General features: G+C 52.1%; 13 protein-coding genes and 1 pseudogene. 9 read left to right on the top strand and 5 right to left on the bottom strand.

The window, feature by feature from the left end:
- Positions 1-41: 41 nt before the first annotated feature.
- Together sucC and sucD are read left to right on the top strand one after the other, a co-directional pair.
- Positions 42-1,208, top strand: coding sequence for an ADP-forming succinate--CoA ligase subunit beta (sucC, locus tag HZS80_RS04200; protein ID WP_008958560.1), 1,167 nt, complete (start codon positions 42-44; stop codon positions 1,206-1,208).
- On the top strand, positions 1,208-2,080 hold the full coding sequence (gene sucD, locus HZS80_RS04205; protein WP_035563069.1) for a succinate--CoA ligase subunit alpha: 873 nt from the start codon (positions 1,208-1,210) through the stop codon (positions 2,078-2,080). Before sucC ends, sucD begins: the two co-directional genes overlap by 1 nt.
- 81 nt (positions 2,081-2,161) lie before the next feature.
- On the opposite strand, the gene HZS80_RS04210 is transcribed toward sucD, so the two are convergent.
- Together HZS80_RS04210 and HZS80_RS04215 are read right to left on the bottom strand one after the other, a co-directional pair.
- Positions 2,162-3,184 (bottom strand): glucosaminyl phosphatidylglycerol flippase, encoded by a 1,023-nt coding sequence (locus HZS80_RS04210; protein ID WP_179915252.1) that lies wholly within the window; start codon positions 3,182-3,184, stop codon positions 2,162-2,164.
- On the bottom strand, positions 3,162-4,280 hold the full coding sequence (locus HZS80_RS04215) for an N-acetylglucosaminyl phosphatidylglycerol synthase (protein ID WP_179915253.1): 1,119 nt from the start codon (positions 4,278-4,280) through the stop codon (positions 3,162-3,164). Before HZS80_RS04215 ends, HZS80_RS04210 begins: the two co-directional genes overlap by 23 nt.
- 195 nt (positions 4,281-4,475) lie before the next feature.
- Between HZS80_RS04215 and HZS80_RS04220 the strand changes: the two genes are divergently transcribed.
- The 7 genes and pseudogenes from HZS80_RS04220 to HZS80_RS23370 all read left to right on the top strand — a co-directional run.
- Complete coding sequence (locus HZS80_RS04220; RefSeq protein WP_035563075.1) at positions 4,476-4,892, top strand: CopG family transcriptional regulator; 417 nt, start codon at positions 4,476-4,478, stop codon at positions 4,890-4,892.
- Positions 4,893-4,950: 58 nt separating this feature from the next.
- Positions 4,951-6,168, top strand: coding sequence for an extracellular catalytic domain type 1 short-chain-length polyhydroxyalkanoate depolymerase (locus tag HZS80_RS04225; RefSeq protein WP_179915254.1), 1,218 nt, complete (start codon positions 4,951-4,953; stop codon positions 6,166-6,168).
- A 326-nt stretch (positions 6,169-6,494) separates the two neighbouring features.
- Complete coding sequence (locus tag HZS80_RS04230; RefSeq protein WP_082072613.1) at positions 6,495-7,340, top strand: ABC transporter ATP-binding protein; 846 nt, start codon at positions 6,495-6,497, stop codon at positions 7,338-7,340.
- A complete protein-coding gene (locus tag HZS80_RS04235) occupies positions 7,337-8,173 on the top strand; it encodes an ABC transporter permease (protein WP_035563081.1) in 837 nt (278 codons plus the stop codon). Before HZS80_RS04230 ends, HZS80_RS04235 begins: the two co-directional genes overlap by 4 nt.
- A gap of 64 nt (positions 8,174-8,237) precedes the next feature.
- On the top strand, positions 8,238-9,218 hold the full coding sequence (locus HZS80_RS04240; RefSeq protein ID WP_035563085.1) for an ABC transporter substrate-binding protein: 981 nt from the start codon (positions 8,238-8,240) through the stop codon (positions 9,216-9,218).
- A gap of 117 nt (positions 9,219-9,335) precedes the next feature.
- Positions 9,336-10,607 (top strand): amidase, encoded by a 1,272-nt coding sequence (locus HZS80_RS04245; RefSeq protein WP_035563088.1) that lies wholly within the window; start codon positions 9,336-9,338, stop codon positions 10,605-10,607.
- Between the two features lie 137 nt (positions 10,608-10,744).
- A pseudogene (locus HZS80_RS23370) lies at positions 10,745-11,699 on the top strand (IS3 family transposase); the annotation flags it as partial.
- 95 nt (positions 11,700-11,794) lie between these two features.
- Here HZS80_RS23370 and HZS80_RS04255 read toward each other — a convergent pair.
- The 3 genes from HZS80_RS04255 to HZS80_RS04265 form a co-directional block, all read right to left on the bottom strand.
- Positions 11,795-12,685, bottom strand: a complete 891-nt coding sequence (locus HZS80_RS04255) for a nitrilase family protein (protein ID WP_082072611.1) — start codon at positions 12,683-12,685, stop codon at positions 11,795-11,797.
- Positions 12,686-12,708: 23 nt separating this feature from the next.
- The gene (locus tag HZS80_RS04260; protein WP_045812152.1) at positions 12,709-14,109 is read right to left on the bottom strand and encodes an amidase; all 1,401 of its coding nucleotides are present in this window, start codon (positions 14,107-14,109) and stop codon (positions 12,709-12,711) included.
- 318 nt (positions 14,110-14,427) lie between these two features.
- Entirely contained in the window at positions 14,428-15,102 is a 675-nt protein-coding gene (locus HZS80_RS04265; RefSeq protein ID WP_035563093.1) for a cysteine hydrolase family protein, read from the bottom strand.
- Between the last annotated feature and the right edge of the window lie 129 nt (positions 15,103-15,231).

Raw genomic sequence — 15,231 nt, forward strand, 5'->3', positions numbered from 1 at the left:
TGATCATTGTTCGAGTCACATGCAACCAATGGCATGAATCGATGAATCTTCACGAGTATCAAGGTAAACAGCTGTTTGCCGATTATGGTCTACCAGTGTCTAAAGGCTTTGCAGTCGACACTCCCGAAGAAGCGGAAGAGGCTTGCAAAAAAATCGGTGGTGACATGTGGGTGGTTAAAGCCCAGGTGCACGCCGGTGGCCGTGGTAAAGCGGGTGGCGTTAAGCTGATCAAAGACCCGGCTGAAGCCAAAGCATTTGCTGAAAAGTGGCTGGGCAAGAACTTGGTTACCTTCCAGACTGACGAAAAAGGTCAGCCGGTTGCCAAGATTTTGGTTGAAACCTGCACTGACATCGCCGACGAGCTCTATCTCGGTGCCGTTGTCGACCGTACTACCCGTCGTGTGGTCTTCATGGCCTCCACCGAAGGTGGTGTAGAGATCGAGACGGTTGCAGAAGAGACGCCGGAAAAGATTCTCAAAGCTGAAATCGATCCGCTGGTCGGCGCACAGCCGTACCAAGCGCGTGAGCTAGCCTTTGCGCTGGGCCTGAAAGGCGACCAGATCAAGCAGTTCACCAAGATTTTCTTAGGCCTGTCTCAGTTGTTCCACGACAAAGACCTGGCCCTGCTGGAAATTAACCCGCTGGTCGTCACTGAAGAAGGCAATCTGCACTGCCTCGACGCCAAACTGGGTCTGGATAGCAACGCGCTATACCGTCACCCTGACCTGCAGGCCATGCGTGATCCTTCGCAAGAAGATCAGCGTGAAGCCGATGCGGCGAAGTGGGAACTTAACTACGTAGCGCTTGATGGCAACATCGGCTGCATGGTTAACGGCGCAGGTTTGGCCATGGGCACCATGGACATCGTCAACCTGAGCGGCGGCAAGCCCGCTAACTTCTTGGACGTTGGCGGCGGCGCCACCAAGGAGCGCGTGGCAGAAGCGTTCAAAATCATCCTGTCGGATGACAATGTTAAAGCCGTACTGGTTAACATTTTCGGCGGTATCGTACGTTGCGACATGATTGCTGAAGGCATTATCGGTGCCGTTGAGCAAGTGGGCGTCAATGTGCCGGTAGTCGTACGTCTGGAAGGTAACAACGCCGAACTGGGTGCTGAAAAACTAGCATCTAGCGGTTTGAACATTATCGCGGCTACTAGTCTGACCGACGCGGCTCAGCAGGTCGTTAAAGCGGCGGAGGGCAAGTAATGAGCATCCTGATCGATAAGAACACCAAGGTCATCTGCCAGGGCTTTACCGGTGGCCAGGGCACGTTCCACTCCGAGCAGGCGATCGCCTATGGCACGAAAATGGTCGGTGGTGTTACACCGGGCAAAGGCGGCCAAGAGCACCTCGGTCTGCCCGTTTTCAATACCGTGAAAGAAGCGGTAGCGAAAACCGGCGCGGAAGCCAGCGTTATCTACGTACCGGCACCGTTCTGTAAAGACTCAATCCTTGAAGCGGCGTTTGCTGGTATCAAGCTGATTGTGTGCATCACTGAAGGCATCGCTACGCTCGACATGCTCGAAGCGAAAGTGAAGTGTGACGAGCTGGGCGTACGGCTGATCGGCCCGAACTGCCCCGGTGTTATCACCCCAGGCGAATGCAAAATCGGCATCATGCCGGGTCACATTCACCAGCCGGGCCGCGTAGGTATCGTATCTCGTTCTGGTACCTTGACCTATGAAGCCGTTAAGCAGACCACTGATCACGGTTTCGGTCAGTCTACCTGTGTGGGTATCGGCGGCGACCCGATTCCGGGCTCTAACTTCATCGACATCCTCGAAATGTTCGAGAAGGACCCGAAAACCGAAGCCATCGTTATGATCGGTGAAATCGGCGGTACGGCTGAAGAAGAAGCGGCAGCTTACATCAAAGCTAACGTTTCCAAGCCCGTGGTTTCCTACATTGCCGGTGTGACTGCACCTCCTGGCAAGCGTATGGGCCACGCGGGCGCCATCATCTCTGGCGGTAAAGGCACCGCTGACGAGAAGTTTGCGGCCCTGGAAGACGCCGGTGTTAGAACCGTGCGCTCTTTGGCTGAAATCGGCGATGCGCTGAAAGAAGTGACTGGCTGGTAAGCCATGAACGTTTAGCTGCACGCTATAAGGGCGCCCCTCGGGGCGCCCTTATTTATTTCTGCGTGCTATTCAATAATACTACTATGGCGCCGAGCGACGCAGCATGCGATAGCTATACAGCACAAACAGCGGTGCGCCTGCCGCCAAGTAAAGATGGTAGCTGACCAATCGCCACACCAATACCGCTGCGGCGGCCTGTTCGCGCTCCATTAGCGGCAGCAACAGACCACCCACGCCCACCTCTGCAGCGCCCGCGCCGCCAGGCAGAAAGCTAAGCTGACTCGCGGCCATCGCCAGCATTTGAGTCAAGAAGGTCCACATCCAGTCTGCATGGCCGCCTACTCCCAGTACCGCCAAATAGAGCAAACTGTAGCGCATCAGCCAATGGGCGGTGGTCAATAGCATCATCGCAAGAAGCGTCGTGCGCGGCAGCTCTAGCGTCACCTTGAGTGCATGCCGACAGCGCAAAAGGCGCCGTGCAAGCCAACGTCGGCGATACTGGCTTGGCCACGGCGTGTTCACGCCGGGTGAGCGCAGTAGACTTGGTAGATAGCGCATGACCACACTCACCAGCGTCGCCATGAACGCTAACCCCACCAGCGCCCATTGTACGAGAGATTGGTGTGGCCACTGGGTATCGCTGAGCACCGAAAAGAGCACCAGGCCGCTCAACATGGCCAGGAAAAACAGTAAGTCACAGCCTTGATCAATCAGAAACACTGCCGCGCCTTTGGCAGGCGGAAAGCCGCGCCGTGCAAGCAGCAACAGCAGGGTCGCTAGGCCACCGCTGCCGCCTGGGGTGGCGCACAGCGCAAACTTAGAAGCTAGTTCAATCCCTAGCGCGCCGCGCTGGCCGAGCCTGCCTGCACGGCCCCCCAGCATCAAACGTAGCCTAGCTGCATTCAGGTTCCAGCACAGAAAGGCCATCACCAGCATCAATAGCAGCAACCCCAGTGGGAAGTGTTTGACGCGCTGCAGCGCCTCGGCTCCACCCAGCCAGGCGGTGAGCACCAGCGGCGCAATCAACGCCAAGGCAATCATTACGCCGTGGATAGGCCGCCACTTCAGTAGCTGGCGACGACTAGTGGTGTTGGTGGAGTGCATAGGGTTGGCTGCCGTGGCAAAGCTGCTGATAGTGCTCAAGCAGCGAGTGCATAACACCATCCCAGTTGAAATGGCGCTCGACATGGCGACGCGCATAGCGCCCGCTAGCAGCGATATCATTACTAAACAGCGCTAGACAGGCCTCAGCCATGGCAGTGGGGTCGAGCGGTTTGCATAAAATACCCGCTCCCAACGGCACGTTTTCGGCCAGCGCCCCGGCCCTGACTGCTACCACTGGAATGCCGCAGGCCATGGCTTCCTGGGCAACTAAGCCGAAGGTTTCGCGGGTGCCTGCGTGCAGCAGAGCGTCGCTACTGGCCAGTGCTTTGGCGACCTCGTGGGCACCACAGCAGCGATCCACAATGGTGACATTGCTGGGTACGTGATGCGGCATACCGGGGCCCATCAACAGCAAATGGTAATCGCTGTCTAGCTGACGCATCGTTGAAAGCAGTACATCAAGATTTTTCTCGCGTGAGTTACGTCCCACAAAGATCAGCAGCTTTTTATCGCTGGGTATGCCCATGGTCTGGCGGAACGTCGGGTCACGCTGCTGGGGATTAAATTGCGCTAAATCGACCCCCAACGGCTGAACGCGGACATGATCGACGCCCCAGTCGCGCAGCCGATCTGCCATCGCGTTACAGGGCGCCAATACGCTATCGAACCGACTATAAAGATCTGCTACATAGCGGGTTAAGCGCTTCTCAACGTAGCGCCCCAAGCGATCACCCATCAAACGCGGAAGATCGGAGTGATAGAAGCCGACCACAGGTACGCCGAGCCGTTGACCTGCTGCAAGCGCAGCCCAAGCGGTTACGTACGGGTCGCCTGCCTCAATAAGATCAGGCTTTAGATCAATCAGGGCATCCCGCCAGGGGGAGCCACGTAGCGGGAAACGATAGCCCTGGCCTAGAGGCAGGTGTAGCGCCGGTAAGGTGTGGTGGTCACCCAGGCTATCGCGCTCCGCCCCCGGCACCAGCAGGCTGGTACGCAGCTGTGGAATACGTGAAAAAACACGGTGTTTGGCCTGTAGATAGGTACGTACACCGCCGCTGGCGGGTGCATGGAACATCGTCACATCGGCAATGTGCAAGCTAACCTCCAACCACAAAGAGTGTCATCGTTTCACCATAAAGGAGAAATAAGTCAGTTCAGCGACAGTGGCTTTGGAGGGGGCGGGGTGAGCGTTTATTTACGCTATTAGCTGGACTATTGCTGATTAATGTCTATTATTACCATCCATATGGATGGTGTATGGATTATTTCGCTGCAAAAGAGGCAATGACACATGAGCGTGCATGAACTGCGTCGTAAAAGCGGTGACTCCAGCGAGAAGATCACCATTAATCTGGGCTTGGTTGACTTAGGGCAGATAGACCTGCTGGTGCAGGAAGGGTTTTACTCCAACCGAACGGATCTAATCCGCACGGCCATTCGTAATCAACTGGCGACTCATGCGGAGGTGGTCAAGGAGACCGTGTCCCGAAAGTCGTTTGTACTCGGGCTTGAGCACTATAGCCGTGCAGATTTGGAAGCCCTGCAAGCGACAGGCGAGACGTTACAAATCCAGGTGCTGGGCATGGCCAGCATAGCCGATGACGTAACGCCTGAGCTGGCTCTCGCCACTATCGAATCCGTGGTAGTTCTGGGCGCCTTGCACGCCAGTAAAGCGGTTAAGGCCGCTCTGGCAGATCGCATCCACTAAGGGCTCAGGCTCACTCAATAAACACTGACTACGCAATCATTGAATAAGGATATTGAAAATGATCGATGCCACGATGACCAAGCGAATGGAAGAAGCGACGCGGCTAACCCGTGCGGGAAAACTGCAAGAGGCGATGGCGGTTCTCCAGGGTAGCGCACCCGAATCGAGCGGCGTTGAAACGCCGAATACATCCTACCAGGAAGGCAATACCTTCGACGGAACCTGCGAGGTGATCGACGAAGAAGCCACTGTATCTAAGTCAGAACCTGCAGAGTCGCCAGCCGGCGCATTCTTGCCCGGCGCTATTAAGGTGCCTGCTGCATGGCGGGATAAGTGGATGAAGTTTCGCGGTGGAATGGCGCAACCCGAGCAAGCACCGAATACCAGCGAGGAGCCACAGCCCGGGGCGTTTACTGCAGGCCGGTTTACCAACCCTGTGGGTTCGCGTGATTACAAACTGTATATCCCTAGCGGCTATACTGGTCAAGCGCTGCCGCTGGTAGTGATGCTGCATGGCTGCACACAGAACCCTGATGACTTTGCTGCCGGAACCGAGATGAACCGGCTGGCCGAAGAGCAGCTGTGTTATGTGCTCTATCCAGCCCAGCCGATGACCGCTAACAGCTCGAAATGCTGGAACTGGTTCAAAGCCGAAGACCAGCAGCGCGAGGGCGGTGAACCCGCGATTATTGCGGGCATGACCCGCCAGATCATTGATACCCATGGCCTTGATGGAACCCGAATCTATGTCGCAGGCCTGTCGGCAGGCGCCGCCATGGCAACCACTCTGGCGATGACCTACCCGGATCTATTTGCGGCGGTGGGCGTGCACTCCGGGCTACCCCACGGCGTGGCCCAAAGTCTTCCTGATGCCTTAGGCGCCATGCAAGGAGGCACAGGGCCTCTTGGCGGTGGTAAAGCGAAAGGGGCCGGTTGGGCATCGGAAGTGCCCGCGATTATCTTTCATGGGGATCTTGACACCACCGTGCACCCCAGCAATGCGGATCGCGTGGCCGCCCAGTACAGCACATCGCGTCAAGAAAGTGCGACGGTAGAGCAGGGAAAGGTGGCTAATGGCCATGCCTATACGCGTACCACGCATCACAACGAGAAGGGCGAACCACACATGGAGCAGTGGCGCATTCATGGAGCTGGCCACGCCTGGTCGGGCGGCAGCGCGAAGGGAAGCTATACCGATTCCAAGGGCCCCGATGCCACCAAGGAAATGCTGCGTTTTTTCTTACAGCATCAGCAGTGTGAACGTGACATGAACTGAGGTGTGACTTGTCGGGCGGCGAAAGCCCGACGCTTCTAGCTGGTACCCCCAGCGCCGCCACGGTCGATAACCGTGGTGGCGTTCTTACTTTTCAAGCGGATACAAGGTTAAGGTGGTAAGAGTGTATGTAACAACAAAGTGCAAAATGCATTCATTATGGTGCATACAATTAATAGTGAAGGTGGTTTCACAACGCTGTTAACAAGATAACTAAAAAATAGCGCTGCTCGTTTTTCTGGAATCATATTGATTTTTTATAATTAAATCGATTTTTGGCACATTAAATGCAGTTGCTAGGGGACCCAGGCAGCCCAAAGGCTCTAACGATGAACTCGTCAATCGCCGTCCCCATCTCTCCAAACGCTAAGCTGAATGACCAAGAAATGCTCCGTCAGAGTGTGATTTCTCTGAGCGGTGTTAAAAAGGCCTTCACAAGCCCCAGCGGTGAATCAATTCCTGTTATCGAAGATATCACTTTAGACATCAAGCAAGAGGAGTTCATCAGCATCGTAGGGCCAAGCGGCTGTGGTAAGAGCACGATGTTCAATATTATCGCCAGTTTGCTCGAACCCAGCGATGGCAGTATTACCTTACGTGGTCGAGATCCAGCATGCGGTGCGCGTATTGGATATATGTTGCAGCGTGATTTGCTCTTTCCATGGCGCACCATTATCGACAACGTGTGCTTGGGGTTGGAAATTCAAGGTGTAGCCAAAGCCAAGCGTTATGCAATGGCCCGCGAACAGTTGGCTCGTTATGGTCTTGCTGATTTCGCTGATCAATACCCCAGTACGCTGTCAGGTGGTATGCGTCAGCGGGTGGCACTGATTCGTACGTTAATCACTGATCCAGACCTTATTCTGCTTGATGAACCATTCTCAGCGCTCGACTACCAGACACGTTTGGTGCTTGAAGAAGAGATCGTCTCAATTCTTAAAGAGCACCATAAAACGGTGGTGTTGATTACCCACGATATTGGCGAAGCTATTGCTATGTCAGATCGAGTGGCGGTAATGACACAACGTCCTACGTCAGTAAAGAAAATCTATGATGTAGGCCTATCCCGCGAGCTCGGTTCCTGTTTAAAAGCGCGAAGTGATACCCGTTATCAGCGCTACTTTGACAGCATTTGGGATGATTTAGATATCCAAATTTCGGGGGCCGAGCAATGAGCGAAGCACAGTTCTATACCCATACCATTCGTGCCGGGAGTATTAAAGAGAACGATGAGCAGCGCACACGAAGTAGCTTTATCACTGACAATTTATGGCGTGTGACTGGCATAGGGTTAGTGGTGGTCCTATGGCAGATAGGCGTTATGACTGACTGGATTAATCCCTTTTTGATGGGGTCCCCTGTTGGTATCGCGGGCGAAGCTTGGCGGCTGATTCAGTCTGGCCAGTTACTAAATGACACCATTGCGACGGTTTATGCCACCGTGGTGGGGTTTCTGCTAGGCAGTATTCTCGGTTCTATCAGTGGGTTGCTGCTGTGGTTCTCGCGGACTACCGCTCGTATTATTGACCCCTTCATGGTGGCACTTAACGGCCTACCCAAGATTGCTCTGGCGCCGATGATTATCATCTGGTTTGGCTCCGGCATGCTGTCCAAAATTGCTCTTGCCTTTGTGGCCACCTTTGTTGTCGCTCTGCTCTCTGCCTATCAAGGGACGCATCAAATAGATCGCAATCTTATTAACTTGATGCGCTCGATGGGTGCCAGTCGCCGTGAAGTGTTTACCAAAGTAGTTGCGCCAGCGTCGTTGCCTTGGATCATCTCTGCTTTCCGCTTAAATATTGGATTTGCCTTGATTGCTGAAATTGGCGGTGAGTTTATCTCTTCCGATCGGGGGTTGGGCCGCATGATTTTTGTCGCCGGCAACCTGTTTAATCTTAACGTCGTTTGGGTGGGCGTAATCACACTAATGATTGTGGCCATCGTGCTGTACGTCATCGTATCTCAGGTTGAGAAGCGCTTATTGCCATGGGAACAAGGCCAACGATAGATGCAGCGAAGTAGGTAGTGCATCACCACTGTTCGTCAATCGATAACCTCAAGAGGCAGACAAGATGAAATTTTCTTCCGTCTATAAGCATGCTGTTTTCGGTACTGGGCTACTCGCACTAAGCGCAGCGGCTCCGCTCCACGCCGATGATATGGACACTATTTTAATTAATGAAGCCTTCCATTCGCTGCTCTATTTACCAGTCTATGTCGCTAAACATGAAGGCATTTTCAATAATCATAATATTGATGTGCCAGTGGTGCGCTCAGCGGGATCGGGACCTGCTGCGTTAGCATCAGTATTAGCGGGAGAATCACAGTTTTCAGTTCATGGTCCTGAGCACGTTGGTTTTGCTCAGGAGCAGGGGGGCAGCGGAAAAGCCATCAGTGCCGTAGCCAACAGTGCGCCTGTATGGGTTTTGGCTCATCCAGATCTCGACTACGACTCTCCTGCGGATTTGGCAGGCAAAGAGGTGGTCGTTGGGTTGGCGCCTGGTACCTCGAATACACTGATACGCAGATTGATCGCCGATGCAGGTCTTGAAGGGGAAGTGGATGTCACCGAAGTACAGAATGGCTCTGAGTTGGGCCCTGTGCTCTCAGGGCGCGGTGATATTGCGGTTGCTTATCAGCCACAGGTTGAGCAAGGCATATCTCAAGGTTTGGAGATTATTCATGCTTTTACCGATGACTATCCTGAGTATGCCTTTTCAACTATTAACACTTCTCAAGAGATGATTGATGAAAACCCTGATTTAGTAAAACGATTTGTGATGTCGATTAATGATTCACTGGCGTTGATTCACTCTGATGCCGACATTGCAAAAGCAGTCGCGCGGCTTGAATTTGGTGACTTGCAAGGAGAGGTGGTGGATGCGGCCGTCCAGCGTATGATTGAAAATAGTGTCTACCCTGAAAGCGTAATGATTACTGAAGATGCTTTTACCAACGCGATTGAAATGCAGCAGTTCGTAGGCAATATTAAAGGCGAGATGTACTACGAGGATATTGTGGACGCCTCATTTGCCAATGAAGTAGTCCAATAGTTTTATTATTTATAAAAAGGATAGGGGCAATCAAGTAGTGCTAGCGTAGTGCCACTTGATTTGTTTACAGGTGTGAATTGTTAGTCATAGTCTTTGATAGTTTTACAGGAGAGTGTTGTGACCCTTGATCCCCATTTGACCATCGAGAACTATCAAACTGCTTTAAAAGAGGGCAGTGCCGAGCCTTATGACTGGTGGCATTACTGCGCGGCCTGTATAGAAAAACGCGAGCCCGAGGTACAAGCCTGGGAGGCGCTGGCACCACGCTTGCCAGCGTTGCCTTCAGAGGTAGATGTTGGCAGCGTGCCACTATATGGAGTGCCGGTAGGTATTAAGGACATTATCGACACCACGGATATGCCCATTACCTGGGGCACTCGCGGTTATCTTAGCTCTCCTGGTGCACAACTAAATGCCGCGCTGGTCACGCTGTTGGAGGAAAACGGGGCATTGATCATGGGTAAAACGGTGTCCACGGAGTTCGCCTATTTTACGCCGGGCAAGACCCATAATCCCCATGACCCGACGCGCACCCCCGGAGGTTCTTCAAGCGGTTCGGCTGCGGCCGTGGCGGCTGGGATGGTGCCGCTGGCGTTTGGTACACAAACGGCGGGTAGCATGATTCGGCCAGCGAGTTATTGTGGCGTGTTTGGCTTTAAACCCACCTTTGGCACGCTTAGCTGTGACGGTGTTAAACCCTTTGCAGCCTCATTAGACACGTTAGGCTGGTTTGCCCGCCATATCGACGATGTCTGTACGACATTCTCGGCGCTGACCAAGGCGCCCCCCATCCCCGCGCTGGATAACCTCAAAGGCGTTCGCGTCGGTATACGTAGCTTGCCGGTGGATGAACCACTGGCACCGGATGTTAAGCAAGCCCTGGCAAATGCCCAAGAACGCTTTGAAAACGCGGGGGCTGAGATAGTGCCATTAAGCCTGGATGCGCGCTATGAAGCGCTAGTGGAGCACCAAAAAGTAGTCATGGCTTATGAGGCATCTCAAGCACTGGCGAGTGAATATCACCACTACGCTGCGCAGATGGGTATCAAGCTGGTTGAGCTAATCGAGGAGGGTAGGGCGACAAGCTTTGAACGCTATATTGAAGCCAAGCGCGCCACCAGTCAGATGCAGCAGACGCTCTCGCAGGTATTTAGCGAGCAGGTAGATATCATCCTCGCCGCTAGTGCTCAAGGCGAAGCGCCGAAAGGCCTCGATGCAACTGGCGACCCGATTTACTGTCGGGCATGGACACTGTTGGGAGTGCCGTGCCTCAATTTACCGTCGAGCCAAGGTAGTGCCGGCATGCCGGTCGGTGTCCAGATAATCGCCGACCGCTGGCAGGATAAGAAGCTTTTACAGGTCGCACGTACGTTGATGAAGATGAGCTAATCCTCACCCGCACAATCGAAACAACAACGGCGCCCTAGGGCGCCGTCAAGACTGCTGAAAAAGCACTGGCTTTTACAAGCGCTTTACTTTTATTGGCACGAGCTAAAAGATCCTTCCCCCACCACTTTGAGCTTGATATGAACCGTCCCCGTTACACTGAAGAATTCAAATTCGAAGCCGTTAAACAGGGGGAATAGCGCGGCCATCGCATTGCAGCAGTCTCTGAGCGTTTAGGCGTGACAGGCCACAGCTTGTAACACTGGATCAAACGCTACAATAAGCCGGTAGAGCAGCAGCAAGAAGATGACGATCTCCAGCGGAAAATCGTCTTTTGAAGGCTGAGCTAGTACGCATATCAGAAGAGCGAGATATATTAAAAAAGGCTACCGTCGGAATGCCGCCCAGAACTTCGCCAGGGAATCCGACTGAGGTACGCGTTTATTCAAAAGCATGCGAGCCAATATCCGGAACGTCGCTTGTGTCAGATGATGGCTGTGCATCCCAGCGGTTACTACTCATGGTGTAAAAAGCGATTTCTAATCGAGCTCGGGAAGATAAGCGCCTGCAGGGATTGATCAAGCATTCCTGGCTTGAGAGCGGTGGTGTATACAGGGCTATCGCAAGATCCATCAAGATTTGCGTGAGGCTGGTGAAACCTGTGACAAACACCGTGTGGCCCGTCTAATGAGTAGGGAAGGCCTACGTTCTCATACAGGCTATCAACGACGCCCTGGCTGCTATGGTGGTTTAAAACCGGCTGTTGTATCACCCAACCATTTAGATCGTCAGTTTATAGTAACAGTGCCAAATGTTGCTTGCGTGACGGACATTACGTACCTCCGAACCTACGAAGGCTGGCTTTACTTAGCGGTAGTTATCGATCTGTTTTCTCGTCAAGTGGTTGGCTGGTCGATGAAGTCTCGTATGACCACGGAGTTGGTGCTTGATACTTTGTTATCAGCAGTCTGGCGACGCAAACCACAAGGATCTGTGATGGTACATTCGGATCAAGGAAGCCAATTCAGCAGCGGATATTGGCAAAGTTTTCTGAAAGCCAATCACTGGGTGGGCAGCATGAGTCGTTCAGCCAACAAAGTAGCCCTGGAATGCAAAATGCAAATTCAATAGCTATAAATCTGAACGCCATTTACAGTGATTATTCGCGATGACTATTTGTTACAGTGAAACTAATGCCAGCCAACAGGGTGCTGACTTCCCAGCATCCTGCCATAAAAATCGTCTCTACGGTCCCTGAGGGGTTGGTTGTATTCGTTCCAGTTTCGCTTTCGCCGGGCGTCAGCAAGGTTCAGATCGGCATATATTATTTCCTCTTTGTCCGGGCTGGCTGGGCCGCCAATTGGCCAACCCGTATAGCTGACAATCAGGCTTTGGCCAATGAATGGTTGCCCGCGCTCGGTACCGACTCTATCCGCTGCAGCGATGAAAACAGAGTTGCTATGTGCTGATGCCATACACAGAATGTTCGCCATGGCTTCCCGGTCTGGATCCTGGCCGGGAATCGGTACCCAGTTGGTAGGAATGCATATGATGTCTGCACCCTGGAGGGCCGCGATCCGAGAACTTTCAGGGAACCAGAGGTCGTAGCAAATGCAGCTGGCGAGGCGTCCCAAGGGGGTATGCCAAACGGGGAAACCTAGATTGCCAGGTTCAAAAAATAGATTCTCTTCATTCCAAAGATGCATCTTGCGGAAGGTGCCTACATGGCCATTTGGGCCGAAGCACACAGAGGCATTGTAAAGTCTGTCTCCATCTCGTTCTGCCATGCCTGCGATAATCCAGCAGTTATGCTCTTTACATAATTTCATCCAGGCGACTGACGCAGGGCCAGTACCGACTACTTCTGCGCATGAAAAGGCTTCCTCTCTCGATTTGAATACATACCCTGAATTGGCTAATTCAGGCAGTACAATAAGTCTGGCTCCCTGATTAACTACGGCCTCCTCAATAAGTGCGATACTTTTATTTATGTTGCCTGAGATATCCCCTACATGAGGCTCCATCTGTATGCAGGCAACTCTTACCAAGGATTCCTGTCTGTTATTTCGACCGTTGCTCATTTATTTTTCCCGTTTGGCTAAATTTAATTGAACCCAACTGGCTTATCTTCAGCATGTGGGTGCTCTGCCTCAAAAGCAGCGGCAAATGTAAGCACTTTTCGTTCGGACAGGGGAGGGCCTGCAATCTGTAGCCCTATTGGTAGACCCTTTCCGTCAAACCCCGAAGGCACACTAATTGCCGGCATGCCGGTTAGGTTGAAGGGGTAGGTAAAGCGCCATGAAGCGGCGAGGACACTTTCTAGGGAACCTTCAATATCTAATTCCCATTGGCCTGAGTTCCATGCGGTGATTGGGCTAGTTGGAGAGATTACCAAATCCACCGTATTGAAGATTCTTGCGAAATCCTTACATAGCTCAGAGCGTAGCTGTTCCGCATGTAGGTAATCCACAGCGGAAACCAGTCTACCCATTTCTACTAGATCTCGTACGTCACTTTGGAAGCCGCTTGTCAAGCCACTCTGTAACGCCTGTTCATGATAAGCTGAGGATGACGCTAATTCGATGGCGAAAATTGCTCCCAAGCCATAGTCTAGATTAGGGACATCGAATTCCTGAATCTCCACCCCCTTGTGTTTTAGCCACTCTTGTACCGTGGCAAAGTTGTCTGCCACGTCAGCGGAGATGCGCTCCGAGAAATGATTGCGGATCACTCCTATGCGAAAGCCTTTTATTGTGGGGTTAGCTGACGGTTGATATCTGATCTCTGGAGCACTCAATGAGGCAGGGTCATCGGCATCACTTCCCACCAACGCTTCGAGAATCAGGGCTGCATCGGTTACCGTTCGGGTTAGAGGTCCGGCATGGTCTAATGACCAGCTATGCGGAACAATCCCCGTTCGACCAACTAATCCGAAGGTAGGCTTGAGCCCCACAGTGCCGCATAGAGTGGCAGGAATGCGCACTGAACCACCGGTGTCGCTGCCCATGGCCGCGCTACAGAGCCCAGCTGCTACGGCTGCGGCAGAGCCGCCACTGGAACCTCCGGGAACGCACTGAGTATTCCAAGGGTTTCGGGTTGGTGGAGTGATATTACCCCATGCGAACTCGTGCATCCGAGTCTTACCCAGGATGATGGCCCCAGCTTTGCGCAGCTTAGCCACCACATGGCTGTCTGTCTCAGGAAAAGATATCTCAGCGACGTCAGTGCCTGCCCGTGTGGGCATATTATGAGTCAGGTAGTTATCTTTGACTGAAATACAGGCGCCTGCCAAGGGGCCGAGCTTTTCCCCCCTGGCGAGCGCTTTGTCGATTGCCGCGGCTTCTTCCAGTGCGGAGTTGCTAAGAGTTACATGGGTTGCTAACTGACTGTCATAAGCTTCAAGACGCTCGGTGTAGGCAAGGACAAGATCACGTGCGGAGAGGTCGCCGCTGGCTATTGCCGCCACTTGTTGGTGCAACGGCCAGTAGCTAGGAGAGTTACTCATTGTTTTTATCCTCTGCGCTATAGGCGGCTAGTGGGCTAAAATGGACAGCTGGGTAGGTTGAATTGAGATTAAGCGTGCGCAGTTTTTCAATCTCGTTCAGGATTGGTCGGTAAGCGTTTATAACATGCTCTAAGCGCTCGTCGTCTAGTTGAATTCCGGCAAGAGTACGTACAGTGTCCATAAGCAAGCTTCCATAGTGGCGTTTGAAAGTTGGGATCCGCATCATCTCGGCGAATAATTTTCGAACTATAAGTAATGCATCACTTGTATCAATTTATGTTTTCGCAAAGTCAGTTGTAGGAAAGAGAAAACATAAGTTCATCGGTTAATCTGATATATGTGATCAACCACCTTTTTAGTTGATTCAACACAGCAGTAAATGCCTTCTAGTATCTCCACAGATGCTTGATGCAACGACTCGTGGAAAGCTGCACAGGCATCCGTAACCAGTACCACGTCATATCCACGGTCGGCTGCATCTCTGACAGCAGTATCAACACACTGGTTGGTTAGTACACCAGTTATAATTAAGTTATCTATTTTGAGATTTCTTAATTTCTGGTCTATATTTGAACCATTAAAGACCCCTGAGCAGGTCTTCTTGAAAACCATTTCATCATGCATCGGTCTTAATTCTTCAATCACTTCACCCTCTTTAGAGTTGGGGCTAGCATGAAGGTTTGCTTTTTTATGTTCTTTGCTTCTGTCACGCCCGTCCTTTGTCATAGATTCAATGGTACAATAAATTACTTCCAGGCCATTTTCGCGACATGCTTTCAGTAAGAGTTGTATGTTTTTAATGGCTACCTTGAGGCGGTCTTCATAATATTTTGTGTCAATTCCATGCTGTTTTGCAATTTGGATAAGCCCATATTCAGGGTGAGCGTCTAAATACTGCATATCAACAATTAAAATTGCAGAGTTGTTGTTATGCAGTTGAGCCATCTTTAGGGGTGAAAGTATTTGTTTTAGTGGGTCGGCTACGAGGCTCATGCGTCCAGTCCTTGATGTAAATAATGTTATTATTAAAGAGTAATATGCGCATATAAGTTTCGCTAAATTATATGCCGAGATTTCAGATAGCTGCCTATGAAAACTTTAAGATGTTTAATTACTCTCGGT

Origin of the sequence: Vreelandella glaciei, from assembly GCF_013415125.1 — a bacterium.
Lineage (GTDB): Bacteria > Pseudomonadota > Gammaproteobacteria > Pseudomonadales > Halomonadaceae > Vreelandella > Vreelandella glaciei.

Coding starts and splice junctions, on each gene's coding strand:
- sucC (WP_008958560.1), top strand. CDS start 42: ATGAATCTTCACGAGTATCAAGGTAAACAGCTGTTTGCCGATTATGGT.
- sucD (WP_035563069.1), top strand. CDS start 1,208: ATGAGCATCCTGATCGATAAGAACACCAAGGTCATCTGCCAGGGCTTT.
- HZS80_RS04210 (WP_179915252.1), bottom strand. CDS start 3,184: ATGCACTCCACCAACACCACTAGTCGTCGCCAGCTACTGAAGTGGCGG.
- HZS80_RS04220 (WP_035563075.1), top strand. CDS start 4,476: ATGAGCGTGCATGAACTGCGTCGTAAAAGCGGTGACTCCAGCGAGAAG.
- HZS80_RS04225 (WP_179915254.1), top strand. CDS start 4,951: ATGATCGATGCCACGATGACCAAGCGAATGGAAGAAGCGACGCGGCTA.
- HZS80_RS04230 (WP_082072613.1), top strand. CDS start 6,495: ATGAACTCGTCAATCGCCGTCCCCATCTCTCCAAACGCTAAGCTGAAT.
- HZS80_RS04235 (WP_035563081.1), top strand. CDS start 7,337: ATGAGCGAAGCACAGTTCTATACCCATACCATTCGTGCCGGGAGTATT.
- HZS80_RS04240 (WP_035563085.1), top strand. CDS start 8,238: ATGAAATTTTCTTCCGTCTATAAGCATGCTGTTTTCGGTACTGGGCTA.
- HZS80_RS04255 (WP_082072611.1), bottom strand. CDS start 12,685: ATGAGCAACGGTCGAAATAACAGACAGGAATCCTTGGTAAGAGTTGCC.
- HZS80_RS04260 (WP_045812152.1), bottom strand. CDS start 14,109: ATGAGTAACTCTCCTAGCTACTGGCCGTTGCACCAACAAGTGGCGGCA.
- HZS80_RS04265 (WP_035563093.1), bottom strand. CDS start 15,102: ATGAGCCTCGTAGCCGACCCACTAAAACAAATACTTTCACCCCTAAAG.